Annotated in this window: 25 protein-coding genes and 1 riboswitch; of the genes, 14 read left to right on the forward strand and 11 right to left on the reverse strand. The window is 75.2% G+C overall.

Going from position 1 to position 25,815, the window contains the following annotated elements; genetic code table 11:
• The first annotated feature begins 43 nt into the window (after window positions 1-43).
• From QRT03_RS01245 to QRT03_RS01270, 6 genes are all read left to right on the forward strand, one after another.
• Window positions 44-1,540: a flavin-containing monooxygenase gene (locus tag QRT03_RS01245; protein ID WP_286050603.1), complete on the forward strand. Its 1,497-nt coding sequence runs from the start codon at window positions 44-46 to the stop codon at window positions 1,538-1,540.
• A complete protein-coding gene (locus tag QRT03_RS01250) occupies window positions 1,537-2,421 on the forward strand; it encodes an SDR family oxidoreductase (RefSeq protein WP_286050605.1) in 885 nt (294 codons plus the stop codon). Before QRT03_RS01245 ends, QRT03_RS01250 begins: the two co-directional genes overlap by 4 nt.
• A 73-nt stretch (window positions 2,422-2,494) precedes the next feature.
• On the forward strand, window positions 2,495-3,694 hold the full coding sequence (locus QRT03_RS01255) for a cytochrome P450 family protein (RefSeq protein ID WP_286050606.1): 1,200 nt from the start codon (window positions 2,495-2,497) through the stop codon (window positions 3,692-3,694).
• Window positions 3,695-3,720: 26 nt separating this feature from the next.
• A complete protein-coding gene (locus QRT03_RS01260; protein ID WP_286050607.1) occupies window positions 3,721-4,881 on the forward strand; it encodes an Hsp70 family protein in 1,161 nt (386 codons plus the stop codon).
• Window positions 4,882-5,046: 165 nt separating this feature from the next.
• Window positions 5,047-5,910: a DNA-formamidopyrimidine glycosylase family protein gene (locus tag QRT03_RS01265; RefSeq protein WP_286050608.1), complete on the forward strand. Its 864-nt coding sequence runs from the start codon at window positions 5,047-5,049 to the stop codon at window positions 5,908-5,910.
• Window positions 5,873-6,523, forward strand: a complete 651-nt coding sequence (locus QRT03_RS01270; RefSeq protein WP_286050609.1) for a DUF1707 SHOCT-like domain-containing protein — start codon at window positions 5,873-5,875, stop codon at window positions 6,521-6,523. The genes QRT03_RS01265 and QRT03_RS01270 overlap by 38 nt, the downstream gene beginning before the upstream one ends.
• 60 nt (window positions 6,524-6,583) lie before the next feature.
• Here QRT03_RS01270 and cobA read toward each other — a convergent pair whose 3' ends face one another.
• The 8 genes from cobA to QRT03_RS01315 all read right to left on the reverse strand — a co-directional run bounded on the left by cobA (window position 6,584) and on the right by QRT03_RS01315 (window position 15,384).
• The gene (gene cobA / locus QRT03_RS01275; protein WP_286050610.1) at window positions 6,584-7,801 is read right to left on the reverse strand and encodes a uroporphyrinogen-III C-methyltransferase; all 1,218 of its coding nucleotides are present in this window, start codon (window positions 7,799-7,801) and stop codon (window positions 6,584-6,586) included.
• Entirely contained in the window at window positions 7,798-9,684 is a 1,887-nt protein-coding gene (gene bluB, locus QRT03_RS01280; protein WP_345783225.1) for a 5,6-dimethylbenzimidazole synthase, read from the reverse strand. Before bluB ends, cobA begins: the two co-directional genes overlap by 4 nt.
• 29 nt (window positions 9,685-9,713) lie before the next feature.
• Entirely contained in the window at window positions 9,714-10,751 is a 1,038-nt protein-coding gene (gene cobC / locus QRT03_RS01290; RefSeq protein WP_425604766.1) for an Rv2231c family histidinol phosphate aminotransferase CobC, read from the reverse strand.
• Window positions 10,748-11,032, reverse strand: a complete 285-nt coding sequence (locus tag QRT03_RS01295; protein ID WP_286050611.1) for a hypothetical protein — start codon at window positions 11,030-11,032, stop codon at window positions 10,748-10,750. The genes cobC and QRT03_RS01295 overlap by 4 nt, the downstream gene beginning before the upstream one ends.
• Window positions 11,033-11,216: 184 nt before the next feature.
• Window positions 11,217-11,340: riboswitch (cobalamin riboswitch) on the reverse strand.
• A 90-nt stretch (window positions 11,341-11,430) separates the two neighbouring features.
• Window positions 11,431-12,024 (reverse strand): response regulator transcription factor, encoded by a 594-nt coding sequence (locus QRT03_RS32055; RefSeq protein WP_345783226.1) that lies wholly within the window; start codon window positions 12,022-12,024, stop codon window positions 11,431-11,433.
• A gap of 100 nt (window positions 12,025-12,124) precedes the next feature.
• The gene (locus QRT03_RS01305; protein ID WP_286050612.1) at window positions 12,125-13,066 is read right to left on the reverse strand and encodes an asparaginase; all 942 of its coding nucleotides are present in this window, start codon (window positions 13,064-13,066) and stop codon (window positions 12,125-12,127) included.
• A 38-nt stretch (window positions 13,067-13,104) separates the two neighbouring features.
• The gene (locus QRT03_RS01310) at window positions 13,105-13,686 is read right to left on the reverse strand and encodes a cyclodeaminase/cyclohydrolase family protein (protein WP_286050613.1); all 582 of its coding nucleotides are present in this window, start codon (window positions 13,684-13,686) and stop codon (window positions 13,105-13,107) included.
• Window positions 13,687-15,384 (reverse strand): formate--tetrahydrofolate ligase, encoded by a 1,698-nt coding sequence (locus QRT03_RS01315; protein WP_286050614.1) that lies wholly within the window; start codon window positions 15,382-15,384, stop codon window positions 13,687-13,689. It abuts the gene before it with no gap.
• A gap of 99 nt (window positions 15,385-15,483) precedes the next feature.
• Between QRT03_RS01315 and QRT03_RS01320 the strand changes: the two genes are divergently transcribed.
• A complete protein-coding gene (locus QRT03_RS01320; RefSeq protein WP_286050615.1) occupies window positions 15,484-16,425 on the forward strand; it encodes an AEC family transporter in 942 nt (313 codons plus the stop codon).
• Here QRT03_RS01320 and QRT03_RS01325 read toward each other — a convergent pair.
• Window positions 16,422-16,637, reverse strand: coding sequence for a hypothetical protein (locus QRT03_RS01325; protein ID WP_286050616.1), 216 nt, complete (start codon window positions 16,635-16,637; stop codon window positions 16,422-16,424). The genes QRT03_RS01320 and QRT03_RS01325 overlap by 4 nt on opposite strands.
• An 84-nt stretch (window positions 16,638-16,721) precedes the next feature.
• Between QRT03_RS01325 and mobA the strand changes: the two genes are divergently transcribed.
• The 5 genes from mobA (at window position 16,722) to QRT03_RS01350 (ending at window position 20,658) form a co-directional block, all read left to right on the forward strand.
• Complete coding sequence (mobA, locus tag QRT03_RS01330; protein ID WP_286050617.1) at window positions 16,722-17,342, forward strand: molybdenum cofactor guanylyltransferase; 621 nt, start codon at window positions 16,722-16,724, stop codon at window positions 17,340-17,342.
• A 348-nt stretch (window positions 17,343-17,690) separates the two neighbouring features.
• On the forward strand, window positions 17,691-19,244 hold the full coding sequence (locus QRT03_RS01335) for a chloride channel protein (RefSeq protein ID WP_286050618.1): 1,554 nt from the start codon (window positions 17,691-17,693) through the stop codon (window positions 19,242-19,244).
• Window positions 19,241-19,699, forward strand: coding sequence for a hypothetical protein (locus tag QRT03_RS01340; RefSeq protein WP_286050619.1), 459 nt, complete (start codon window positions 19,241-19,243; stop codon window positions 19,697-19,699). Before QRT03_RS01335 ends, QRT03_RS01340 begins: the two co-directional genes overlap by 4 nt.
• Window positions 19,700-19,822: 123 nt before the next feature.
• A complete protein-coding gene (locus tag QRT03_RS01345; protein WP_286050620.1) occupies window positions 19,823-20,248 on the forward strand; it encodes a PPOX class F420-dependent oxidoreductase in 426 nt (141 codons plus the stop codon).
• The gene (locus QRT03_RS01350; RefSeq protein ID WP_286050621.1) at window positions 20,245-20,658 is read left to right on the forward strand and encodes a cupin domain-containing protein; all 414 of its coding nucleotides are present in this window, start codon (window positions 20,245-20,247) and stop codon (window positions 20,656-20,658) included. The genes QRT03_RS01345 and QRT03_RS01350 overlap by 4 nt, the downstream gene beginning before the upstream one ends.
• Window positions 20,659-20,665: 7 nt before the next feature.
• Here QRT03_RS01350 and QRT03_RS01355 read toward each other — a convergent pair whose 3' ends face one another.
• Window positions 20,666-23,206, reverse strand: a complete 2,541-nt coding sequence (locus QRT03_RS01355) for a transglycosylase domain-containing protein (protein WP_286050622.1) — start codon at window positions 23,204-23,206, stop codon at window positions 20,666-20,668.
• Window positions 23,207-23,351: 145 nt separating this feature from the next.
• Between QRT03_RS01355 and QRT03_RS01360 the strand changes: the two genes are divergently transcribed.
• Complete coding sequence (locus QRT03_RS01360) at window positions 23,352-24,131, forward strand: hypothetical protein (RefSeq protein WP_286050624.1); 780 nt, start codon at window positions 23,352-23,354, stop codon at window positions 24,129-24,131.
• Between the two features lie 429 nt (window positions 24,132-24,560).
• Entirely contained in the window at window positions 24,561-25,055 is a 495-nt protein-coding gene (locus QRT03_RS01365; RefSeq protein ID WP_286050625.1) for a hypothetical protein, read from the forward strand.
• On the opposite strand, the gene QRT03_RS01370 is transcribed toward QRT03_RS01365, so the two are convergent.
• The gene (locus QRT03_RS01370) at window positions 25,052-25,810 is read right to left on the reverse strand and encodes an SDR family NAD(P)-dependent oxidoreductase (protein WP_286050626.1); all 759 of its coding nucleotides are present in this window, start codon (window positions 25,808-25,810) and stop codon (window positions 25,052-25,054) included. The genes QRT03_RS01365 and QRT03_RS01370 overlap by 4 nt on opposite strands.
• Window positions 25,811-25,815: the final 5 nt, after the last annotated feature.

The following is a 25,815-nucleotide window of genomic DNA, read 5'->3' on the forward strand; positions in this document are numbered from 1 at the left end:
CCTCCCGAGGGAGCCGGTACGTCGTCGTACCACGGGAGGAACCGTGACAACACCGCAGGACACCGCCGTGCCCCACCTGTCCGTCGCGATCGTCGGCAACGGGTTCTCCGGGCTGGGCACCGCGATCCGGCTGCGCCGGGCCGGCGTCGAGGACTTCCTGGTCTTCGAGCGCCACGGCGACGTCGGCGGCACCTGGCGCGACAACTCCTACCCCGGCTGCGCGTGCGACGTCCCGAGCCACCTGTACTCGTTCTCGTTCGCGCCGAACCCGGACTGGAGTCACGCCTTCTCGCCGCAGGAGGAGATCCACGCCTACCTGCAGCGGGTGAACCGCGAGTACGGCATCGACCGCTTCACGCGGAACCACCACGAGGTCACGGACGCGCGGTGGGACGACGCGACGCAGCGCTGGACCGTCACCACCACCGGCGGCACCTGGACCGCCGACGCGCTCGTGCTCGGCAGCGGGGCGCTCTCGGACCCCTCGTTCCCGGACGTGCCCGGGCTCGACGACTTCGCCGGCGAGGTCTTCCACTCCGCCACCTGGCGCCACGACCTCGACCTGCGGGGCCGCCGCGTCGCGGTGATCGGGACGGGCGCGTCGGCGATCCAGTTCGTCCCGGAGATCGCACCCGTCGTCGGGAAGCTGTCCGTCTTCCAGCGGACGCCCCCGTGGATCATGCCGCGGCGCGACCGGCGGATCACCGGCGTCGAGAAGTGGCTGTTCCGCCGCTTCCCCGCGCTGCAGCGGCTGAACCGCGAGGCGATCTACTGGGGCCGCGAGACGTTCGTGTTCGGGTTCAAGGACCCGCAGCGGATGGCGAAGGCCGCGAAGCTCGCGGAGCGGCACATGCGCACCCAGGTCGCCGACCCGGAGCTGCGCGAGAAGATCACGCCGGACTACTCGATGGGCTGCAAGCGCATCCTGCTGTCCAACACCTACCTGCCGGCGCTGGACCGCGACAACGTGGACGTGGTCACCGAGAAGATCACCGAGGTGAAGCCGCACGCGGTGGTGACCACCGACGGCACCGAGCACGAGGTCGACACGATCATCGCGGGCACCGGCTTCGCGATCAGCGACCTGCCGATCAGCCACCGGGTGTTCGGCCGCGACGGCCGCTCGCTGGCCGAGCACTGGGGCGACACCATGTTCGCCCACAACGGCACCATGATCGCCGGCTTCCCGAACCTGTTCACGCTGCTCGGGCCGAACACCGGCCTGGGCCACAATTCGGTCGTGTTCATGATCGAGTCCCAGATCAACCTCGTCATGGACGTGCTGCGGCGGTTGCGCACCCGGTCGGTCGGTGCCGTCGAGCCGCGGCAGGAGGTGCAGGACCGCTTCGTCGCCGAGATGCAGCGCCTCACCGAGGGCACCGTCTGGACCGACGGCGGGTGCCGCTCCTGGTACCTCGACGGCCACGGCAACAACTCCGCGCTCTGGCCGACGTTCACGATGCCCTTCCACCGCCGCCTGCGGCACATGAAGACCGACGAGTACGTCCTGCACCCCCGACGGATCCTGGAGCGTTCGTGACCTACGACATCAACGGCAAGGTCCTCTTCATCACCGGTGCCGCCCGCGGCATCGGCGAGGCCGTGGCCCGCGCCGCCGCTGCGCGGGGCGCCCGCGTGGCCCTGGTGGGTCTGGAGGCCGAGCGGCTCGAGCGCATCGCCGGCGAGCTGGGTCCGCAGCACGCCTGGGCGACCTGCGACGTCACCGACCAGGCCTCGCTCGACGCGGCCGTGAAGCACACCGTCGCCGAGCTCGGCGGCATCGACGTCGTCATCGCGAACGCCGGCATCGCGAACCACGGCACGGTGGCCACGAGCCCGGCCGACGTGATCGCCCGGGTCCTCGAGGTCAACCTCATCGGGGTGTCGCGGACGGTCTCGGCGACCGTGGCGGAGGTCGAGAAGCGGCGCGGCTACTACCTGCTCGTCTCCTCGCTCGCGGCGTTCACCGCCCTGCCCGGCATGGCGGCGTACTGCGGCTCGAAGGCCGGCGTGGAGAACTACGGCAACGCGCTGCGCTTCGAGCTCGCGCACCGCGGCGTCGGGGTCGGCACCGCGCACATGGGCTGGATCGACACCGACCTGGTGCGCGACGTGAAGGCGGACTCGTCGACGTTCGAGGACACCCTGCGCAGGCTGCCGCCGCCGCTGGGCAGCATCGCGACGGTCGACGAGTGCGTCGCGGGTTTCCTCGAGGGCATCGCGAAGCGCAAGCGGCGGGTGTTCGTCCCGAAGTCGGTCGGGCTGCTCGCCGGGCTGCGACCGGTCACCTTCTCCTGGCTCGGCGACCTGCCGATCATGGCGCAGGCGAAGAAGATGGTGCCGCAGCTCGAGGAGCAGTTCCACCGGACCGGGCGCGCGTTCGGGCGTACGTCGGTCGGGATGGGTGGGCCGAAGGACTGAACGTCCTCGTTTCATTGAACGAACCCTCACCGAAATAACCTCGGCCCCACGGCGGCGGTGTTCTGATGGCCCGGTGACCGACCTCGCCACCGGACCCGTCTTCACCGACGACTACTGGGCCGACCCGTACGGCACGCTCTCGCGCCTGCGCGAGATCGCGCCGGTCCGGGAGGTCGATCTTCCCGACGGCGGGTCGACCTGGCTCGTGACGCGCTACGCCGACGTGCGGGCGGCGTTCGTCGACCCCCGCCTGGCCAAGGACTTCCGCTCCACGATGCCGCCGGAGCAGCGGCCCGCGGAGCCGTTGATCCCGGGCCCGGCGGGGCACATGCTGCTGCTGAACGACCCGCCGGTGCACACCCGGCTGCGCAAGCTCGTCGTCTCGACGTTCACCGTGCGCCGGATCGCCGCGCTGCGCCCCGCGATCGAGCAGATCGCGACCTCGCTGCTCGACCAGGCCGAGCAGGCCGCGGAGATCGACCTGGTCGCCGACTACGCCGTCCCGCTGCCGATGGCCGTGATCTGCGAGCTGCTCGGGGTGCCGATCGACGACCGGGACGCCTTCGCGCGCTGGTCGAACACGATGATCGACTCCTCGCCGCAGGAGGAGAAGCACCAGGCCCAGACGAGCCTGACCGCCTACCTGTCCGAGCTCGTGGACGCCAAGCGCGACGCCCCGGACGACGCGCTGCTCTCCGCGCTCATCCGCGCCTCGGAGGACGGCGACGCGCTGTCCCACGACGAGATCGTCGCGATGGGCATGATCCTGCTGATCGCCGGCCACGAGACCACCGCGAACCTGATCACCAACAGCGTCCACGCCGTCCTGCGCGACGACGAGCTGCGGGAGCGGGTGCTCGCCGCCGAGTCGCTCACGCCGATGGTCGAGGAGTTCCTGCGCTGGACGTCCCCCGTGGCGAACGCCCCGCTGCGCTTCGCCACCGAGGACCTCGAGCTCGGCGGGGTGACCGTCCCCCGGGGCGGGGTGGTCACGCTGTCGGTGGCGGCCGCGAACCGGGACCCCGAGCGCTTCGACGCCCCCGAGCTGCACGACGCCGACCGGGACCTCACTGGTCACGTCGCCTTCGGCCACGGCATCCACTTCTGCCTCGGCGCCTCGCTCGCCCGGCTCGAGGCCGAGGTCGCCCTGACGGCGCTGTTCGACCGGTTCCCGCGGTTGGCGCCCGCCGTGCCGCTCGACGAGATCGTCTACCGGCACAGCATGCTGATCCACGCCCTCGCGGCGCTCCCGGTGCGGCTCGCGCCGGAGTAGGAGGGGCTCCTGCCAGACTGGTCGCCATGGGTGACCAGCGGTGGGTCCTCGCGGTGGACCACGGCACCTCCACGACGACGGGTGCGGTGGCCGACGTCGACCCCGACGACGGGTGGACCCGGGTCGCGACGGTCGCGGTCGACGGGGCCGTCGAGCTGCCGTCGGTCGTGCTCTCGCGCACCGACGGCAGCGTGCTCGCCGGCCGGCCCGCGCTGGAGGCGGCCCACGCCGACCCGCAGGCGGCCGTGCTGCGCGGCCGGGACTACCTCGGCGCGGCGACCGGCGGCCGCGACGACGCCCTGCTGGCGACCTGGCCCCGCCCGACGACCGCGGTGAACGTCGCCACCGCGCTCATCGCCCGCGTTCTCCAGGCCGAGGTCGGGCGCCGCAGCACCGCACCCGCGCTGCTCGGCCTGGTCCACCCGGCGTCGTGGACCGACCCGGCGACCGGACGGGCCGCGCTCACGACGGCGGGTCGCTCGGCCCTGGGGGCGGTCGCCGACGCGGCCGACACCGAGGTCGCGCTCGTCAGCGCCCCGGTGGCGGCGGCCGTGCGCCTCGGCGGGAGCGGACCCGTCGTCGTGGTGGACCTGGGCGGCGGCGGCACCGAGGTCACGGTGGTCGACCGCACCGAGGGCGAGCACGGGACCACGGCGGCGAGCGCCCGGCCCGGCACCCGCACCGTCGAGGTCGGGGCGGAGTCGCTCGACGACGCGCTCACCCAGCTGGTCCTCGACCGCGCCCGCCCCGCCCTCGCCGACCGCATCCGCTTCTCCGCCGACCCGGACGCCCACCGCGCCTGGTTCTGGCTGCGCCGCGGGGTGCACGACGCGAAGGCCCGGCTGGGCCGCGACGGCTTCGTCGACATCGCCGTCCCGGTGCTGCAGCCGGAGAACCCGGGCCCCGGCAGCGTCCGGATCACCCACGCCGACCTCGGGCCGCTCTTCGCCCCCGCCCTGGAGCAGGTCGGCGCCGCGGCGGTCGAGCTGCTGGGCGCCGCCGGCGACGAGCGCCCGCCGCTGCTCGTCCGCGGTGGCATCGCGGCGCTGCCCGGCGTGCGGGACTGGCTCGCCGCCCGGACCGGCTGCCCGCTCGCGGGGGTCGACGACCCCGGGGCGAGCTCCCCGAGCGGCCTGGTCTGCGGAGCGGCGGCCTGGGCGGCGGACCGGGCGTCGTTGGGGCGCTGAGCTCGCCCGTGCCTCCCTGTGTCAGCAGTGCGGCCATGCTGACACTGGACGTCACAATCGTGGGCGGTACGGATCCGCGCGTCACCTCGTCGTTGCGGCTTTCGTGACGTCGAGCGTCAGCATGGCCGCAGTGCTGACATCGGGGGACCGGGTACACCCGGCCCCATGGAGGGCGACGCCGTACACCGGGCGGCCGCGCGGCTGAGCACGTTGGCCGGCGCGACGGTGACGCATGCCGAGTTCCGCAACCACCTCGCGACCGCCTCCCTGCGCGGCACCACGCTCGACGCGACGAAGGCGCACGGCAAGCACCTGCTGACCCGGCTCGCCGACGGCCGCACCCTGCACTCCCACCTGCGCATGGACGGCTCGTGGACGATCGTGCGCAAGCACCGCGACGACGGCCGCCCCGCCCTCCCCCGGCACCTGCTGCCCCAGCTGCGCGCCGTGCTCACGCTCGACGACGGGCGGAGCCTCGTCGGGCTGGGCGTCCCGGTGATGGACCTGCTCGCGACCCGCGATGAGCACCGCGTCGTCGGGCACCTCGGACCGGACGTCCTCGCCGGGCAGCCCACGGCGACCCAGGAGCACTTCGACCTGGACGAGGCCCTCGCGCGGCTGGGCAAGGAGCCGGGCCGGCCCGTCGTCGAGACCCTGCTGGACCAGCGCGGGGTCGCGGGCTTCGGCAACCTGTGGGCGGTCGAGCTGTGCTTCCTGCGCGGGCCGTGGCCGTGGACGCCGGTCGGCGAGGTCCCGCTGGAGCCCCTCCTCGCGCTCGGGCAGAAGATGATCCGGCACTCCCTCGAGCACGGCACCGGCATGACGACGACCGGGGTGAAGCGCCGCGGTCAGAACCACTGGGTCACCGGGCGTTCCAACCGCCCCTGCTACCGCTGCGGGACGTTGATCCGGTTCCGGCCCGCCACCGGCGCGTCTTACGCCCGGGAGGTGTGGTGGTGCCCGTCGTGCCAGCCGCGCCAGGATGGGCGTCGTGGAGAACCCGCCGGAACCGCGGATCGGCGACCGTGAGCGGCGCGAGGTCGACGAACGGCTACGCCGCGCGCACGACGACGGGATGATCACGCTCTCCGAGTACGACGAGCGGGCGCAGGCCTGCTACGCCGCGCGCTACCGCAGCGACCTGATGCCCCTGACGGCGGACCTTCCTGACGACGAGCCGCGGCCGGCCCCTGCCCCGGAACCCGAGACCGCCGTCGTCGAACCGGCCTGGCACTCCGACACGCGCCCGCCCGAGCGCCGCTCGCGCCGCGGACACGGCGTGCTGATCGCGGTGGTCATCGGCGTCGCCGCGATCGTCGCGCCGGGCGTGTTCTCGGCCGGGCAGGGCGCCGCGGTGTTCGGCAGCCGCGTCGTGCAGGTCGCCCCGGGCGAGTCCGACGTGTCGGTGGGCGTGCTGTTCGGGTCGACGAAGGTCGTGGTCCCCGACGGCACGCAGGTCACCACCTCGGGCACCACGATCTTCGGGTCGACCGACTGCGACACCGCCTGCACCCCACGCCCGGGCGCCCCGCAGGTGCAGGTCACCGGGCGCGGCGCGTTCGGCAGCATCGACGTCCTCACCGCCACCGAGGCCGCGCAGGACCAGGACCGGCGGGACCGGGACGACGACGGCGACGGTTAGGCACGAACGGCCCGTTCGCAGCGTCGACGGGCGCGAGAGTGCCGATCGCTCGGGAGGGTTCTAGGGGGCCGGGAACGACGAGGGATCCGCGACCGGCCCGATCACCACGACGGCCGGCGGGCGCAGCCCCGCGTCCGCGATGGCCGACGGCAGCTTCGCCAGCGGCGCGCGCACCGTCGCCTCGCCCGGCAGCCCGCCCTCCTGGATCGCGACGGCGGGGGTCTCCGGGTCCCGCCCGCCGTCGATGAGGGCCTCCGCGATCCGCGGGAGGTTCTCGACGGCCATGAGCAGCACGACCGTGCCGGTGAGCCGGCCGAGTGCGGCCCAGTCGACGAGGGACTGCTCGTGCCCGGGCGGCAGGTGCCCGGAGACGACGGTGAACTCGTGGGTGACCCCGCGGTGGGTCACCGGGACGCCGGCGAACGCGGGCACGGAGATCGCGCTGGTGACGCCCGGCACGACGTCGACGGACACCCCCGCCGCCGCGCACGCCTGGATCTCCTCGTAGCCGCGGCCGAAGACGAACGGGTCGCCACCCTTGAGGCGCACGACCCGGTTCCCGGCGAGCGCCTCGTCGACCAGGACCGCGTTGATCGTGTCCTGGCTCATGTAGCGCCCGCGGGGGAGCTTGGAGGCGTCGATGACGGTGACGTCGGGCGAGAGCTCGTCGAGCAGCGCCTGGGGGGCGAGCCGGTCGGTGACGACGACGTCGGCCTGCGCCAGCGCCTGGCGGCCCTTGACGGTGATGAGGCCGGCGTCGCCCGGCCCGCCGCCGACGAGCGTGACGCCGGGATTCTGGGCGCCCCGGTGCCTGCGGTCGGCGAGCGTGCCGCTGCGCAGCGCCTCCACGACGCCGTCGCGCACCCCGGCCGCTCGCCGGGGGTCGCCGCCGCCGATCACGCCCACGGTGACGTCGTCGTAGCGCCCGACCGCGGGGGTGACCGCCGTGCCCTGCTCGGCGTGGTCGGCCCGCACGCAGAACACCCGGGCCGCCTCGGCCTCGGCGGCGACGGCGGCGTTGACCGCGGCGTCGTCGGTCGCCGCCACGCAGTACCAGGCGGTGTCGAGGTCGCCGGCGGCGTAGGTCCGCTGCTCCCACGTGATCTCGCGGGAGGACGCGAGGGCCTCGAGGGCGGTCGTGACGGCGGGGCTCACGACGTGCACGTCCGCGCCGACCTCGAGCAGCCCCGCGACGCGCCGCTGGGCCACCGAGCCCCCGCCGACGACCACGACGCGGCGGTCGACGAGGTCGAGCCCGACGGGGTAGAGCGTGCTCACGATGACTCCTCGGTCTTCTCGGCGACCCCGGCGCTGTCGAAGGTGGCGACCTCGCCCAGCGCCCGGGCTGCGGCGGCGACCAACGGGGCCGCCAGGAGCGCCCCGGTCCCTTCGCCGACCCGCATCCCGAGGTCGAGCAGCGGCTCGAGCCCCAGGTGGGTCAGGGCCAGGGTATGGGCAGGCTCCACGGAACGGTGCCCGGCCAGCCACGCGTGTGACGCAGTCGGGGCCAGCGCCGCCGCGACCAGGGCCGCCGCACCCGCGACCACGCCGTCCACGACGACCGGCGTGCGCTGCGCCGCGCCTCCGAGCAGCAGGCCCGCGATCCCGGCGATCTCCAGCCCGCCGACGGCCGCGAGCGCGCCGAGCGGGTCGTCCGCAGCCGCACTCCGTTCCGAGCGAAGGGCACCATCGCTCGATCTATCCGCCGAAGGGCGCCCATCGCCATCCGCGCCGGCCGCACCCCGTTCCGAGCGAAGGGGCCCTTCGCTCGAACTAGTCGACTGGAGGGGCCCTTCGCTCGATCCGGGCGGCGGCAGCAGACCGTGCCGGGCCAGCGCGGTCCGGACGACGGCGGCCTTGCGCGCGAGCATCCCGTCGTCGATCCCGGTTCCGCGGCCGGTGACGACCTCCGGCGACGCGCCCGTGAACGCGCTGACCAGCGCCGCGGAGGCGGTCGTGTTCGCGATCCCCATGTCGCCGGTGACGAGCAGCCGGTTGCCGGCGGCGACCAGGTCCCGGGCCACCTCGACGCCGGCCACGACGGCCGCCCGGGCCTCCTCGCGGCTCATCGCCGGGCCGACCGTCATGTCGGCGGTGCCGGGGCGGATCTTCCGCGGCAGCAGTCCCGGCGCCGGGTCGAGCGGAGCCGCCACCCCCACGTCCACCACGACGACCTCGGCCCCCACCTGGTGCGCGAACGCGTTCACCGCGGCGCCGCCGGCGAGGAAGTTGGCCACCATCTGGTGGGTCACCTCCTGCGGCCACGGCGTCACACCCTGGGCGTGCACCCCGTGGTCCCCCGCGAACACCGCGACGACGGCGGGCTCGGGCACCGGCGGCGGGCACGACCCGGCGAGCCCGGACAGCCGCACCCCGACCTCGGCGACCCGCCCGAGCGCGCCCGGCGGCACCGTCATGCGGGTCAGCCGCTCGCGGGCGGCCGCCTCACCCTCCTCGGTGGCGAGCGACGCGCACGCCGCCAGCGCGTCGTCCAACGCATCCCCGCCCGGGTGCGCACCCCAGGTCCCCTCGTGCACGGCCCACTCCAACGGTCGGCGCCGGGCCCACCCGGCGGTCTCCAGCTCCGGTGCCCCGGCGAACTCGCAGACCCGCCCCACGCACAGGTAGGCGACGATCTCGAGGTGCTGCGGCAGCCCGACGCGCTCGCCGAGCAGCGCGGCCAGCTCCCGCTCCCGGAAGAACGACACCCACCCGACGCCGAGCCCATCGGCCCGCGCCGCGAGCCACAGGTTCTGCACCGCGCCGGCCACCGAGTGCGCCGCCATGCGCGGCTGGGTCGCCCGCCCGAGGACGTGGCGGCCGCCGCGGGTCGGGTCGCAGGTCACGACGATCCCCAGCGGGGCCTCGCGGATCGCCTCCACCTTGAGCCCGGCGAACGCCCGTGCCCGGGCGGCGGGCAACGAGGCGGCGAACGCCGCGCGCTGGTCCGCCGCGAGACCCGCGAGCTCGGCGCGCAGGGCCGCGTCGCGCAGCACCAGGAAGTCCCACGGCTGCGAGAACCCGACGCTCGGCGCGACGTGCGCGGCCTCGAGGACCCGGCGCAGGGCATCGTCGGGAACGGGCTCGGAGGTGAAGCCGGTGCGGACGTCCCGCCGGGCCGCCAGGACCCGGTGGAGCGCCTCCCGATCGCCGGGCTGCACCCCTCCCGTCGCTCCGCTCGCCCCGAGCCTCACAGCACCTCCCGCAGCACCTCGACGAAGGCGTCCATGGTCCTCCGGTCCCGGACGGCCACCCGCACGTGCTCGGCGTCCAGCCCCGGGAACGTGTCCCCGCGGCGGACCGCCCAGCCCCGGTCGCGCAGCGCGTCCCGCACGTCGGTCCGACCGGGCGTGCGCAGCAGCAGGAAGCTGGCGGCCGGCGCGGTCCCGCGCACCTCGACCCCGTCGACCGTCGCGAGCGCCGCCAGCAGGTGGTCGCGGTCCTCGCGCAGGGCCGACGCCGCCCGGTCGGCCTCCTCGCGTGCCGCCGTCGTCGTGCACGCCCGGATCGCCTCCAGCGCCGGGGTGGACACCGACCACGGCGGCGCCGCCGCGGCCAGCGTCGTGATCAGCTCGGCCGGCGCGAGGACGTAGCCCACGCGCAGGCCCGCGAGCCCCCACGTCTTCGTGAGGCTGCGCAGGACGACGAGCCCGGGCAGGTCGGTACGCCCGGCCAGCGACTCCGGCTCCCCGGGCACGGTGTCGGCGAAGGCCTCGTCGACGACGAGGACCCGGCCCGGCCGGGCGAGCGCGGCGATCGTCGCCGCGGGGTGCAGCACCGAGGTCGGGTTGGTCGGGTTCCCGACGACGACGAGGTCGGCCTCCTCGGGCACGTCACCCGGGTGCAGCGTCAGGTCGCCGCCCAGCACCACCCGCTCCACGGCGTGTCCGGCCGCCCGCAGCGCGGCCTCCGGCTCGGTGAACTGCGGGTGCACGACGACGGCCCGGCGCGGCCGCAGGGCCCGCGCGAGCAGCACGAACGCCTCCGCCGCCCCGGCCACCGGCCAGACCTCGGCCCGGTCGCGCCCGTGGGCCGCGGCGATCGCGTCGCGGGCCGCAGTGGCGTCGGGATAGGCGGCGAGCGCGGCGAGGGACGCGGTCAGCCGCTCCGTCAGCCACGCCGGTGGGGTGCCGGCCCGGACGTTGACGGCCAGGTCGACCAGGCCGGGCCCGACCTCGGCGTCGCCGTGGTGGGCGAGGTCGTGACCGTCGGGCAGGACCGCCCTCACCGCACCTCGCCCAGGCGCGCCCGGCTCCCGGCCGCCCGGAGCAGGGCGGCCTCCGCGGCGGGGACGGAGGCGGCCAGCACCGAGGTCACCGCGCGCGGGGCGGCACCGGGGTCCCAGTCCTCGGCGTCCATCCGCTCGAGCAGCGCCTGCGCCAGCGCCTCGATCCGGGCGGCGAGATCCGCCCGCGAGCGCACCGGTCCGGCGCCGAGGTGGTCGAGCGGCACGGACGTGTCGTCGTCGAGGCAGGCCAGCGCGAGCGCGCTGCGCAGCTCGGCGAGCACTTGGGCCCGGCCGGTGGACGGACGGGGGCAGGCGCCGTGCCGACGCAGGGATCGCGGCGGACCGAGCGGTCCTCGTCTCGGGGCGTGCGGCATCGCAGGCAGCCTTCCTCGGGGTCCTCGCCCGATCTCCGCCGCGTCCCCGGGCAGGGGCCGTCGGCGTGGTGGTGCACCTCGCGACGGCCGGAGTCTCCTGGCTCCCGGATCGGTGCTCGCCCCGGCCTTCCCGCCGGTCTCCCGGCCGTGGCCATGCGTGGGGTCCGCTCCCCGGTGACAGTGGCGGGACCGCGCCGGATTCACACCGGCTTCCTCCGCGTCCGTCGACGGATGAGCCGACCACACCTGGGCCGAGGGGTCAACGACTTGTATGCAAGTCGGCCCACCTCACCGCCGGCGGCGGCTCACTGCAGGATGCCCTGCCGGAAGCCCCGGGCGACGGCATCCGCGCGGTCACCCGCGCCGAGCTTGCGGAAGAGCCGGCGCGCGTGGGTCTTCACGGTGTCCTCGGCGAGCACCAGCGACGCCGCGATCTCGGAGTTGGACAGCCCCTCGGTCATGCCGAGCAGCACGTCGAGTTCGCGGCGGGACAGCTCCGTGGTGGCGGGACGGCGGCCCCGCGCGCTGAACGGGCGCGGGCCGGTCTCCTCGCCCGCGCGCAGGAAACCCTTCGCGCCGCGCTGGAGGGCCAGTCCGGCCACCCGGTGCTCGTCGTCGGGCCCACCGTCGGCCGCGCCGACCACGAGGACGGCGACGTCGGGCGCCGACCGCCGGACCGCCTCCAGCGTCGCGACCCAGGTCGGGATCGCGTACCCCTCGGCGGTGAGGGTGCCCGCGTCGGCGGCCACGAGGACCAGGTCCGGCTGCTCGCGCTCGACGACGGCCGTCAGCTCCTCATCGGGCCCCACCCCGCACACGACGTCGAATCCGGCGTCGACGCCACGGGCGACGCGCTCGCGGACGGCCACGTCGGGGGCCACGATCAGGCAGACGGCCATGGGGCTCCTCGAGCGGGTCGGGGCGGGTCCGGATGTCGGCGCCAGGCTCCCACACGGAACCCACACGGTTGCCGTCGCCCTACCGACACGTTTCGAGACATCACCCGGCCAGGTGGTGGGTCGCCGCGACCCGCAGCTCCCCGACCGGCTCCCCCTTCCCGACGACCGGTGGCGTGGCCACCGCGCGCAGCTCCTCCGGGGCCTCGATGCCCCGCGCCCGCAGGACGGCGAGCAGGACCGGGCCGAGCGCCCGCGCGGCCCCGTCGGCGACCTTCGCGGCGAGCGCCGAGCCGTCCGGCAGCGCCGCGATCAGCACGCCCTCGGCGCCGCTCTTCGCGAGGCTCCCGGGCAGCGTCGTCATGAGCACCGTGTCGAGCCGGCCGGTCCCGGCGACGAGGTGCGGGTGCGCCCGCATCGCGCCGGCCACCCGGGCGACCACGGGGTCGTCGGCGTGGACGAGGGCGTGCGGGAGCCGGGCGAGGTCGGCGAGCGTCGTCGCGAACGCCGGCGCACCGCAGCCGTCGGTGCTCGCGGCGACGACGGGCCCGGCGAGCTCCGTCAGCGCGTCCCGACACGCCTGCTGCAGCGGGTGCCCCGGGTCGAGGTAGTCCGGGTCGCCGGCCGTCGCGACGAGCATCGCGGCGTGCTTGCCCGAACAGTTCATCGCGAGCGGGGCGGCCGTGCGCCCCGCGGCGAGGTAGCGGTGCATCGCGTCGGCGCCGAGCGGGAGGTCCGGGACGCAGCGCAGGGCGTCGGGCGTGAGGCCGTGGCGGACCAGCAGCGCGGTCACGGCCTCGAGGTGGATCGGCTCCCCGCTGTGGGAGGCGGAGGCCAACGCCACCTCGGCGTCGGTGAGGTCGGCCCCCGCGCGCAGGGCGGCCACCGTCTGCGCGGGCTTGAGCGCGGACCGCCCGTAGACCGCCCGGGCGGGGTCACCCGCCGTCAGGAACGGGTGGCCGTCAGGATCGAGCGCGACGAGCGACACCGCGTGCACGGACTCGACCAGCTCGCCCCGCTCGACCTCGACCGTCCACGGCCTCATCCCCCGGGTCGAGCTCCGCTGCGCTGCGTCTCCCGCCATCAGAACGCCGCGCGCTCCGCGAGCCGCCGCGCCTCCCCCGCGCGCTCCGCGGCGTCCTCCACCCGCGGGTCACCCCAGCCGTCCAGGCCGCCCACGACCTCCCCGGTGTCCGCGATGTTCGTCCCGACCAGCGTCGACGCCGACTCGGCGGCCGCGGCCGCGAGCAGCGCCGCCGTCACCGCGTCCCCGCTGAGCGCGTCCGGCCCGTGCTCGGCGAGCGCGGCCGCGATCTCGGTGACCCGACACGCGACCGCGAGGACGTCCAGCGGGACCTGCACGATCGCCTCGGTGGCCCCCGCCGCGCCGCCGGGGCTGCGGCGGGCGGCGAGGAACCCGGCGAACGCGGCGACGTCGTCGTCGGCGAGCGCGAGGGACCGGGTGCGCAGGCCCTCGAGCTCGTGGGCGAGGTCGAGGGCCGCGGGGTCGGTGCGGGCCGCCCCCTGCGCGACCTTCCCCGCCAGACCGGCCGCCAGCGCCGTCGTCGTCGCCGCGGTGGAGCCGGCCGCCGGACCGGGGCCGCGCGCGGCCAGGGCCTCGGCGAGCTTCCCCACCGGAACGGCGCCGAGCGGACCGGTCGTCACCTAGAAGAGCCCCACGATCGTGCCGTCGGGCTGCACGTCGATCGAGTGCGCGGCCGGCTGCTTGCCCAGACCCGGCATCGTCCGCATGTCGCCGCAGATCGGGTAGACGAAGCCGGCGCCGACCGACGCGCGGACCTCGCGCACCGGCATCCGCCACCCGGTGGGCGCGCCGAGCAGCTTCGGGTCGGACGAGATCGACAGGTGCGTCTTCGCGATGCAGACCGGGAGGTTCGAGAACCCGTTGCGCTCGTAGAGGTCGATCGAGGTGTTCGCGGCCGGGGCGTAGTCGACGCCGTCCGCGCCGTAGACCTTCGTCGCGACCGCCTCGATCTTCTCGCGCAGCGGGGCGTCGTCGGCGTAGAGGAAGCGGAAGTCGCCGGGCTCGTTCGCGGCCTCGGCGACGGCCTCCGCGAGCTCGGCCCCGCCCGCGCCGCCGTCGGTGAAGTGCGTGGAGACCGCGACCCGGGCGCCCATCGACTCGCCGATCTCGCGGATCGCGGCGTGCTCGGAGGGGTGGTCGGTGGGGAAGGCGTTGATGCAGACCACCGGCGAGACGCCGTGGATGCGCATGTTCTCGATCTGCTTGCGCAGGTTCGCCCCGCCGGCGTGCACCTCGTCCGGGTTCTCCTCGAGCAGCGCGGGCGGCAGGTCCTTCCCCGCGACGATCCGGTGGTTCCCGCTGTGCGCCTTCAGCGCCCGCACCGTCGCGACGACGACGGCCGCGTCCGGAACCATCCCCGACGTCCGGCACTTGATGTTGAAGAAGCGCTCCGCGCCCATGTCGGCGCCGAAGCCCGCCTCGGTGACGAGGTAGTCCCCGCAGTGGATGCCGATGCGGTCGGCGACGATCGAGGAGTTCCCGGTCGCGATGTTTCCGAACGGGCCGGAGTGCACCAGGACCGGCGTGTTCTCCAGGGTCTGCATGAGGTTCGGCTTGAGCGCGTCGCGCATCAGCGCGGCCATCGACCCGGCGCCGTGGATGTCCTCGGCGGTCACCGCGTCCCCGTCGCCGGTGTAGCCGACGACGATGCGGCCGAGGCGGGCGCGCATGTCCTCGAGCGAGGTCGACAGCGCCAGGATCGCCATGACCTCGGAGGCCGAGGTGATGTCGAACCCGGACTCGCGGGGCACGCCGTCCATCCGCCCGCCGAGGCCGGTGACGACGTTGCGCAGCGCGCGGTCGTTCACGTCCAGCACCCGCCGCCAGGTGACGCGGTAGGGGTCCAGCCCGGCCGCGTTGCCCTGGTAGAGGTGGTTGTCGAGCACGGCCGAGAGCATGTTGTGCGCACTCGTGACGGCGTGGAAGTCGCCGGTGAGGTGGAGGTTGAACTTCTCCATCGGCACCACCTGCGAGTAGCCGCCGCCCGCGGCGCCGCCCTTGATGCCGAACGTCGGCCCCATGCTCGGCTGCCGGATCGCGACGACCCCGCGCTTGCCGATGTGCGAGAACGCCTGCCCGAGCCCGACCGTCGTCGTGGTCTTGCCCTCCCCCAGTGGCGTCGGGGTGATGGCGGTCACCACCACGTACTTCGCCTGCGGGCGGTCGGCCATGACGTCGATCGCGTCGAGCTCGATCTTGGCGACGTCGCGGCCGTGCATCTCCAGCAGGTGCGAGGGCAACTCCATGGCCGCGGCGATGTCGTCCAGCGGCTTCAGCGTCGCCTTCTGCGCGATCTCGAGGTCCGACGGGATGCTCATGACGGATCACACAAGCAGAGACCGCCCCGGCCGTCGACGTGAAGTGACCTCGCGCCCACGCGACGCGACGGCACTGAATCGTCGGAGACAGTGGTGGCCGTGGACCTCACGACGCTGCTGACCCAGATCGCGCCGATCTTCGCCGTGATCGCGGTCGGCGCGGTGGCCGCGCGCTGGGACCGCTTCTCCGAGACCGCCGCCGCGACGCTCAACGACCTCGTCTACTACCTGGCGCTCCCGGCCCTGATCTTCGACTCGGTCGCGGAGGCCGACCTGTCCGCCGGGGTGTCCGGGGTGGCGATCGCGGTCGCGGCCGGCGTGCTGCTGGTGGGCTACGTGCTGGGGGTCGGCGCCGCGCGGCTGCTGCGGATGCCGCTGCGCGAGGCCAACGCCGTCGGGACCGTCGGGGCCTGGGGCAACGTCGGCTACCTCGGCATCCCGCTGGCGGTGGCCGTGCTGGGGCCCGCGACCGGCTTCGCCGCGTCCCTGGTGTCGACGATCCACACCGCGCTCGCGATCTCGGTGTTCCTGGTCGCGGCCACCCTGATCGACCGTGACCGTGGCTCCCGGGGCCTGCTCGTCCGTACGGTCGCACGCCGTGTGCTGGGCAACCCGATCGTCATCGCGATCGTCCTCGGGCTGCTCGTCGCCGCGAGCGGGTGGCGCCTGCCGCACCCGGTCGCGACCACCGTCGCACTCATCGGTGCGATGGCCGCGCCGGGCGGGCTGTTCGCGCTCGGGATCCTGCTGCGCGGGGCGGTCCCGGCCCTCCGTGGTGGTCGGGCCGGCGGGATCGTCGTGGCGGTCGTCCTGAAGCTGGTTGTGATACCCGCGCTCGCGGTCGCGGCGGTGCACGTGTTCGCCGTCCCCGCGCCGTGGGCCGCGGTCCTCGTGCTGATGTGCGCCCTGCCGGACGCGGCGACGGTGTTCGTGCTGATGGCGCAGTACCGGACCTGGTACCGCGAGAGCACCGCCGCCGTGGTGCTGACGACCGTCGGCTCGATCGTGACGCTGCCGGTCGTCCTGACCCTGGCCCTCTAGCTCGCGGACCCGCCCATCCAGACGCTGCGCCGTTCCTCCTGCGTGCGGGCGTGCGCGATGCGGTCGACCGCCGTGCGCTGCTCGTCGGTCGCGGTGCCCAGGGCCACGGCGCGCTCGGCGTCGGCCATCTCGCGGTCGGCCCGCGCCTCGGCCTCGTCACCGGGCACCGCCGCGATCGTCCCGCGTCGGGCGTCCTCGGGTTCGCCTGCCATGTTCTCCACCCTCTCGGAGGTCTGCGTGCTGAAAACCCCGGTCCTTGTCGGGGATAGACGCAACCTGCCCGTCACAATCGGGCTGTGTCCGACACGACTGCGGCCGGTGTCGTCCTCGCGGGCGGCCGGTCGACCCGCATGGGCACCGACAAGGCGACGCTGACCTGGGCCGACGGCACCCTCCTCGACCACGTCGTCGGGGTTCTGACGGAGGCCGTGGCCGGGCCCGTGGTGGTCGTCGGGTTCGCCCGACCGGTGCACGCCGGGCGCGTCATCGCGGTGCCCGACGACGAGCCGGGGCGCGGCCCGTTGCAGGGCATCGCCACCGGGTTGACGACGGCGGGTCGGGCCGGCTGCGACGTCGCGTTCCTCTGCTCGGTGGACCTGCCGCTGCTCCATGCCGCCTACGTGGCCGCGGTCCTCGGCTCGCTCGGGGACGCCGAGGTGGCGCTGCCCGTGCTCGACGGTCACCGCCAGCCCCTCGCCGCCGCCTACCGGACCGCCCTCGGTCCTCGGGCCTCGGACCTGCTCGCCGCCGGCGCCCGCCGCCCGGCCGAGCTCTTCGCGGTGAGCGCCGTCCGGGAGCTCTCCGCGTCCGACCTGCTCGCCGACCCCGCCCTGCGTGCCGTGGACCCGGACCTCGAGGCGGTCCGCGACGTGGACACCCCGGAGGAGTACGCGGCCGCCCGCGACCGTCGGCGGTGATCGGTGGGGGTGATTCGGCGGGATACCGCGGCCCCGGCTCGCCTTGTCGCGGGGATTCGTCGCGACACGGTGAGCCACATCGCGGCCCGGCCTACCTTGTCGCGGGTTCCCGGCGTCCAGCCCGCACCTTGTCGCTGGGAATCACCACGATAAGGCGCCACCCCGGCGTCGACTCCCCGCGACAAGACACCCCGCCCAGCCTGTCGTTGTGACTCCCCACGACAAGGCGGGCGCCTCCCGGCGACGAGACGCCCCACGAGTCGACCTCGTCACGACCGGCCCCCCATCGCGGGACGAACCGGACGGCCCACCGGCGCCCGCGAGGCCCGACTGGCACCGTGACCAGCCGTGACGGCACCCCGATGGCAGCGGTTCCTGGGCACCTCGGTGGTGGGGCTGGCGGTCGCGGCGGTGGCCGTCGGGCTCGGCGCGGGACTCGGTGCGGTGGTGTTCCGCGAGCTGATCTTCCTCGTGACCCGGCTCGTCACCGGCACCGACGACTACGCCGCCACCCCCGGCGCCCCGCTGCCGTGGTGGCCGGAGATCGGGCGGTGGTTCCTCGTCGCGGCGCCCGTGGTCGGCGGGCTGATCTACGGCCCGCTGGTCTACCGCTACGCCCGGGAGGCCCGCGGGCACGGCGTCCCCGAGGTGATGCTCGCCGTCGCCGAGAACGACGGGCGGATCCGGCCCCGGGTCGCCGTCGTGAAGTCGCTGGCCTCCGCCCTGACGATCGGCACCGGCGGCTCGGTGGGGCGCGAGGGGCCGATCGTGCAGATCGGCTCGGCGATCGGGTCGAGCCTCGGGCAGTGGATGCGGATGCCGTCGTCGCGGCTGCGCCTGCTCGTGGCCTGCGGGGCCGGCGCGGGGATCTCGGCGACGTTCAACGCGCCGATCTCCGGGGTCTTCTTCGCGCTCGAGATCATCCTGCTCGACTTCACGATGCTCTCGTTCGTCGTCGTGGTCACCGCATCGGCCGTCGCGAACCTGGTGGCCCGGGTGTTCGAGGGATCGGGCACGTTCCTGGTGCTTCCACCCTTCGCCGTCGACTCCCTCGCCCAGTTCGGGCTGTTCGCCGTGGTCGGGCTCGTCGGAGCGCTCGTCGGCGTGCTGTTCACCCGCGTCCTGTACGGGTTGGAGGACCTCGCGGACACCGTCTGGAAGGGCCCGGAGTGGCTCCGCCCGGGGGCCGGCGGGCTGTTGGTCGGGCTGCTGCTGGTCGCCCTGCCGCAGATGTACGGGGTCGGCTACCCGGTGCTGCAGGCCGGCGTCGCGGGGCAGTACGCCGTCGGGTTCCTGCTGGTCCTGCTCGTGGGGAAGCTGCTGGCGACCAGCCTGACCCTCGCGATCGGCGGCTCCGGCGGCATCTTCGCGCCGTCGTTGTTCCTCGGCGCCATGACCGGGACCGCCCTCGGCCTCGGGTTCGCCGCGCTCGCGCCGGGCGTCGCCGGGCCGGCCGGCGCCTACGGACTCGTCGGCATGGCCGCGGTCCTCGCGGGCGCGACGCGGGCACCGATCACGGCCGTCGTCATCGTCGCGGAGATCACCGGCGAGTGGTCGCTGATCGTGCCGCTGATGATCGCGGTCGCTCTCGCCACCGCGCTGTCCCGGCTGGTCTCGCGCGAGACGATCTACACCATGAAGCTGTCCCGACGCGGCATCCACCTCACCCCGCCCGGGGCGCGGGTGTGGCGGCCCTTCGGGTCCGGACCCGAGGACGAGGTGCTCCACCTCCCCGAGGACCGCGTCCTGGTCCGGCTCCACGTTCCCGACGACGGGTGGACGGCGCCGCCTGCGTTCGCGCGCCTGGACGGCGGCACGCACGATGACCGGGTGCTCCTGACCGGCCCCGCCGACGGCCTCGACGCGCTCGCCGCCTCCCTGCCCGAGGGATCGCCGACGTGAGGCGGGCCGCGGTCGCCCTCGCCCTGCTCGCGCTGCTCGCCGGATGCGGCGACTCCGGCAACCCCGCGAGCATCCCGTCCGGCCAGTCCTCCGAGGCGGCGGCCGCGCCCGGCGTCGAGAACCGTTCCCCGGACTCCGCCCGCAACAAGCTGCGCCTGGCCCTCGCCGACCCCTGCTACACCGGCCCCGACCCGCGGGCGGTGTGGCCGCGCTGCGGGCGCTGGGTCGAGGAGACCGCGTCCACCGCCCGGACCGCCGCGAACGCGCTGCCGCAGGACCCCGCCGTCACCGCCGCGGCCGCCGGCGTCGGTTCCGCACGCGACGCCTACGTGGCCCGCGGCTGCCCGGCGACCGCGCCCGGCGGGACCGTGGACGTCAGCGCCTGCGTCGGCGGGCTGGTCGCGGCGCGGAACGCCGTCGGCGCCCTCTCCCGGGCCCTGGGCACACCCGCGTGATCCGGGCCGGTCGGTGATGATCAGCGGACCCTCATCGGGCCGGCCGGACCCCCTCCCGCCCCGTCAGGGTCCGGTGATCACGTGGCGGGCTCCGAACACCGGCGTCGCTAGGGTCTGGAGGTCATGAGCAGCCTGAGCGACCCCGCCGTCCGCGACTTCCTGTCCCACGGCACCCGCACCGGCAAGCTGGCCTGGACCGCGCGCGACGGTCGCCCGCTCATCGCACCGATCTGGTTCCTGCTCGAGGACGACACGCTGGTGTTCAACACCGGCCGCGACACCGCGAAGGGCAAGGCGATGGCCCGCGACCCGCGGGTGGCGCTGTGCGTCGACCTCGAGGAGCCGCCGTTCGCGTTCGTGCAGGTCCAGGGCACCGTCACGCTCTCCGAGGACCCGGACGAGCTGCTGCGCACCGCCACCGCACTCGGCGGGCGCTACATGGGCGCCGACCGCGCGGAGGAGTTCGGGAAGCGCAACGCAGTACCGGGCGAACTCGTCGTCCGGATCGCCCCGACGAAGGTCCTCGCGTCGCTGGACATGACCGCGTGAGACCTCGGCTCGCGGAGGACTTCGACCTCGAGCCGCACCCCGAGGGCGGCTGGTTCCGACAGATCTGGGCCGCACCCGCCGTCGTGACCCCGCCCGGGTACGGCGGCGAGCGGCCGACCGCCACGGCGATCCACTACGTCCTCGCGCCCGGCGAGCGGTCCGGGTGGCACCGGGTGCGCTCGGACGAGCTGTGGCTCTGGCAGCGCGGCGGGCCGATCTCCGTCTGGATCTCCGACGAGCCCGACGGCGGGGCGGAGCACCGGCTCGGCCCCGACGCCGGGCTGTCCGCGCTCGTCCCGGCCGGGTCCTGGCAGCGGGCCGAGCCGGGCGGCGACGCCGAGGTGCTGGTGACGTGCGTGGTCTCGCCCGGCTTCGACTACGCGGACTGGGAACTCGCCGAGGACCGGTGAGCGACCGTCAGCCGCCGTCCTCCGGCAGTTCCTGCTGCTGGGGTTCCTCGGCCGGCTGCTGCTGGGCGGCCGCCGGGTCCTGGGCCTGGCCGCCCTCGCCCGCGGCGCCGGGTTCGGCCGGGGCCGGGACCGGAGCGGCACTCGAGGTCGGCGGCGCGGAGGTGGTGCTCGGCGCCTTGGAGCTGGTCGTCGGCGAGGCCGTGGTCGACGAGGCCTGCTGCCCCTCGCCCGTGGCGGTGGTCCCGGGGTCGGTGCCCGCGACCGGCACGAACTCGCCGAACGACTGCTTCGGCGTCCCCTGCGAGGCCTCGTTCATGAACGACTGCCAGATGTCGCTTGGGATTCCGTGCCCGTACACCGGACGGCCGTCGGGGTACTTGATCGGCGTGTTGTCGTCGCTGCCCACCCAGATCGACGCGACGACCGACGGCGTGTAGCCGACCATCCAGGCGTCGTTGTTCTGGTTCTCCAGGTGCGACTGCACGGTGCCGGTCTTCCCGGCGGACAGCCGGCCACCGGCGAGGGACGCACCGTCGTAGGTCGGGACGTCCCGCATGGCCTCGGTGACGTTGCGCGCGACCTTCGGGTCGAGGCGCTGCTCACCCTGCTCGGCGGCGCCGTCGTAGAGGACCTCGCCGCTCGCCGTCGTGACCTTCTGGACCAGGTGCGGCTTGTGGTAGACGCCGTCGTTGGCGAACGTCGCGTACGCGGCGGCCATCTCGGTCGGCGTCACCTCGGCGTTGCCCAGCGAGATGCCGGAGTTCGGGTTCTCGAGCTTCGCGGTGATCCCGGCCTGGTGGGCCGCGTCCGCGACCGCCTGCGGGCCGACCTCGTTGCCGAGCGCGGTGAACACGACGTTGTTCGACAGCGTCATGGCCTGCTTGAGCGTGCAGTTGCTGCAGTCGGCGCCGTCGACGTTGCGCACCGTCTTCCCGGCGACCGACTGGCCGTCGAACTGCGAGCTGATCCCGATCGGCGGGTCGTGCTGCAGCGCGGCGAGCAGCACGAAGGGCTTGAAGGTCGAGCCGGCCTGCTTCTGCACCTGCGCATAGTCCAGGCCCGAGCCGTTGTCGCCGCCGTAGTAGGCCAGGATCGCGCCGGTCCGGGGGTCGACCGACACGGCCGCGGTCCGCAGGTTGGCGGGCTTGCCCTCCATCTCCTTGCGGACGGCGTCGACCGCGTCCTCCTGCTTCTCCGGATCGATCGTCGTCTGGATCTGCAGGCCCTCGGTGACCAGCGCGTCCTCGTCGATCCCGAGGGTCTGCAGCTCGTCCTTCACCGCGTTGTAGATGTGGCCGCGGTCGTCGTCGGGGACGCCGTTGCCGACCTTGCGCGGCGGCACCGTCGTCGGGAAGACCGCGGTGGCCCGCTCGGCGGGGGACAGCCAGCCGGAGCTGACCATCCCGTCCATGACGTAGTTCCAGCGGCGCTCGGAGCCGTCCCGGTTCACCGCCGGGTCCCACTGCGAGGGGGCCTGGATCAGGCCGGCGACCATCGCGCCCTCGGACGGCGTGAGCTGCTCGACCGGCTTGCCGAAGTACGCCTGCGAGGCCGCCTGGATGCCGTAGGCGCCGCGACCGAGGTAGATGCTGTTGAGGTAGTTCTCGAGCACCTGGTCCTTCGAGTACTCCTGCGTGATCTTCGCGGCGATGATCAGCTCGCGGAACTTGCGGAAGTAGGAGTGCTCCGAGCCGACCATCGCGTTCTTCACGTACTGCTGGGTGATCGTCGATCCGCCACCGGCACCGCCGGTCAGCTGCTTCCACGCGGCGAAGGCGATGCCCGACACGTCGAACCCGGAGTTGGTGTAGAAGCTGCGGTCCTCCGCGGAGAGCACCGCACGCTGCACCGGAAGGGGGATCTGGCTGATCGACACCTTCTGCCGGTTGCCCTGCTCTCCCGGGGCCACCCGCGCCAGCACGGTGCCGTCGGAGAAGGCGACGGTGTTGAGCTGGCTCTCGACCGCCGAGTCGGCGTTCGGCACCGGGATCAGCAGCCAGCCGAGGACCAGGGTCAGCAGCGGCACGCCGATGAGCGTCGCCACCGACGCGTAGCCCATCCGACGGCGCCGCCGCCACAGCCGGGCCGCGACCGGCAGCGACTCGACGTCCTTGCCGTCGAGGTAGCGCTGGACGTGGCCGTCGACCCAGTGGCCGGCCCGGACGAGGTGCTCGCCTCCGGGCCAGTGCACGACCTTCGCGGCGACGGCGGTCAGCAGGGCGGCGAACGCGGTCGCGATCCGGCCACGCGGCGGGGTCGACCGTTCCTCGCGGGGCTCCGGCGCGGGGGCGGCCGCCCGGCGGGTGGTGCTCGCCGCGGCCTTCCGGCGACCGGCCGCTCGGGTCAGCCCGTCCTTGCCGGTGGCCCGGCGCGCCGCCCGTGTCTGCTGGGACTGCGGGGTCCGCCGGGTGGCGGAGGTGGTCGTTCCCGACGCGGCCCGGGTCGGCTTCGCGGTGGTCGGCTCGTCCTGCGCCTCCTTCCCGACGGCGGGTCCGATGGCGGTGCCGTCGGGGGTGCGGGCCGGGGCGGGCGCCTGATCGTCGAGCACCGTCGGTGCTCCCGGCTTCCCGGTGGGCGCCGAGGGTGCTCGCTGATCATCGGACGGGGCGCTCGGCGACGAGCCGGCGGCCGGCTCGGCCGGGGGCGCGGACGGGGCCGAGCGCGGGGCAGGCGGCGAAGCCGAGCCGGCCGGCGTGCCGGACGTCGCGGGAGGGGTCGGCCGGGACGGAGCACCCGGACGGCCCGGGGCGCCGGTCGGCGGGGCCGCGGGACCGGACGTCGTCGGGCGGGAGGTCGTGGGCGGGGTGGGCCGCGAGGGGGCCGCGGGACGGCCCGGGGCACCGGTGGGCGAGGCGGGCGGGGCCGCTCGGGTGCCCGGGGCGGGCGGGGCCGGAGTGGCCCTCGTGCCCGCGGGAGGCCCGGCGGGCGGCGGCGTGGCCCGGGTCCCGGTGCCCGGCGCGGCCGCACGGCCCGGCGCGGACGGGCGCGAACCGGTGAGCGCCTGCGGGGCGGGCGGCGCCGGCGGAGGCACCGGGCGGCCGGCGCCCGGACGCCCCGGGGCGGACGTGGGTCGGGCCTGCGGGGCGGCGGTCCGGGCCCCGGGGACCGCGCGGGAGCCGGTCAGCGCTGACGGGTCGGGCGTCGGGCGGGGCGGCAGCGAGGGGTGCCCGACCGGGCCGCGCGACGGGCCGGTGGGCCCTCGGCCCGGTCGACGGTCGTCGGGTGCCGGGGGCGGCGGCACGGCGGGCGGCGGCTGCAGCGCCGTGGACGACGAGCCGGACGAGCTCGGGCGCCGGTCCCGCGTCGACGTCAGCAGTCCCGCTCCACCGCCCCGGGCCTCGGGGGCGGCGGCCGGCCCGAACGCCGCCGCGGGCGCGCGGAAGGACGACGAGGACAGGGCGTTCGGGAAGCCGATCGGCGGCGAGGGCGGGGCCGGGTCGTCGGCCGGGCGCGGCCGGAAGATCTCGCCGTAGTCGCGGTCGCGCGCCGAGTCGTCGAGGTCGGGCGCGGGCGGCGGAGGCACCTCGGCGTACTCCGGACGCTCGTGTCGCGAGGACCGGGAATGCGCACCCGCCACTCGCCCACCTCCCGCGTCCGCTGCGACGGGCCGACCCCGTCGGTCTCGATTGGATCACGATCCGATCACCGCCCGGCGGCGGTCCCCCGTCGGGGCACCGCCGTCACCGGAGCCCCCAGGCCAGGGGACCCCGTCGTGGTCAACGGCAGTCCGGGCACGGAGGTACAGGGGGAACCTGGCGCTCTCCGTGACCGGATGGAAACATGCGGCGAGCGGTGTCCGGTGCTCCGATCGACGGCGTCACCGTCCTCCGCTCGCGGGAGGACGGCCGGTCGTCGACGGTGGCCACCTCACCGCTGCCCCGGACCGATGCGAGAGGTGGCCCATGACCGACGAGCCGGACGAGCCCTCCCGCGGGGGGACGTCGGACGCGTCGGGACCCACCGGTCCGCAGCGCCCGGACCGCGTCGCGGGCGAGGCCGCCGCGATCGCGCGGTTCGGCGACGGCCCCGCCCTGTTCTCCCCGGACGTCCCCGCACCGCGGCACCCGCACGTCGGACCGTTGCTGCCGCACCGCCGACGGGCCGAACGGGCCGTGGGCCACACGACCACCCCCACCCCGGCCGACCCGCCGTCGGGAGAGCTGGTCCTCGCCCCGCGATATCTGCCCGCCCACCCCGCCGACGACCTCGCGGCACTCTGGCGCCGCGTCGGCCGGGCCGCGCGCCGCGGCGTCGAGGTGGCCGTCGAGTGGACCGCACGCGGGGTCCTCACAGCGGTCTCGGCCGCCGGCGCGGCCGCGGAGGCCGTGCTCACGCTGGTGTTCGGCCCGGAGCGCCCGGCCCTGCCCGAGGGCCGGCGGCGCCAGCAGGCGGGCTAGAGCTGGACCCCGCGGGTGAGCGCCCCGTCGACGACGAGGTTGGTGCCCGTCACGAAGGACGCGACGGGACTCGCGAGGAACGTCACCGCCACCGCGATCTCCTCCGGGCGCGCCATGCGGCCGGTGGGGTTCAGCGCGAGCGCGCGGTCGTAGAGCTCCGGGTCGCCGGACTCGATCGACTCCCACACCCCACCGGCGAAGTAGGTGTTCCCCGGCGAGACCGAGTTCGCCCGGACCCGGCCGGCCAGCTGGTGGGCGAGGCCCTGGGTGTAGTGCACGATCGCGCCCTTGAAGGTCCCGTACGGTCCGGCGGCGAAGTCGATCTCGCGGCCGGACACGCTCGAGATCGTGACGATCGACCCGGCGTCGGACGCCTCCAGCGCCGGCAGCGCCGCCTCGACGAGGCGCACCGTCCCGAGCATGTCCGTGCGGAAGGACGCCTCCCAGTTCTCCTCGGTCGGCGGGATGGCCAGGGCGGACACGTTCGCGACGACGACGTCGACCCCGCCGAGCTCGTCGGCGGCGCCCGTGACCCACGATCGCAGCGCCTCGCCGTCGGCGACGTCCACCGCGGTCCCGCGCACGTCGTGCCCCGCCGCCGTGAGCTCGGAGACGGCCGACTCGACGCCCTCGGCCCCGCGGGCGCAGAACGCCACCCGCGCGCCCTCGCCGGACAGGCTCTCGACCACCGCCCGACCGATGCCCCGGCTCCCCCCGGTGACCAGGGCCTTCCGTCCGGCGAGCTGCAGGTCCACGGCTC

Source organism: Actinomycetospora termitidis, assembly GCF_030286555.1.
Lineage (GTDB): Bacteria > Actinomycetota > Actinomycetes > Mycobacteriales > Pseudonocardiaceae > Actinomycetospora > Actinomycetospora termitidis.

What these genes read in the sequence shown, in the direction of transcription:
- QRT03_RS32055 (WP_345783226.1), bottom strand. Translation starts at nt 12,024, where the DNA reads ATGGCCGTCTGCCTGATCGTGGCCCCCGACGTGGCCGTCCGCGAGCGC.
- QRT03_RS01325 (WP_286050616.1), bottom strand. Translation starts at nt 16,637, where the DNA reads ATGGCAGGCGAACCCGAGGACGCCCGACGCGGGACGATCGCGGCGGTG.
- QRT03_RS01260 (WP_286050607.1), top strand. Translation starts at nt 3,721, where the DNA reads ATGGGTGACCAGCGGTGGGTCCTCGCGGTGGACCACGGCACCTCCACG.
- QRT03_RS01365 (WP_286050625.1), top strand. Translation starts at nt 24,561, where the DNA reads ATGACCGACGAGCCGGACGAGCCCTCCCGCGGGGGGACGTCGGACGCG.
- QRT03_RS01345 (WP_286050620.1), top strand. Translation starts at nt 19,823, where the DNA reads ATGAGCAGCCTGAGCGACCCCGCCGTCCGCGACTTCCTGTCCCACGGC.
- QRT03_RS01315 (WP_286050614.1), bottom strand. Translation starts at nt 15,384, where the DNA reads ATGAGCATCCCGTCGGACCTCGAGATCGCGCAGAAGGCGACGCTGAAG.
- QRT03_RS01265 (WP_286050608.1), top strand. Translation starts at nt 5,047, where the DNA reads ATGGAGGGCGACGCCGTACACCGGGCGGCCGCGCGGCTGAGCACGTTG.
- QRT03_RS01305 (WP_286050612.1), bottom strand. Translation starts at nt 13,066, where the DNA reads ATGAGGCCGTGGACGGTCGAGGTCGAGCGGGGCGAGCTGGTCGAGTCC.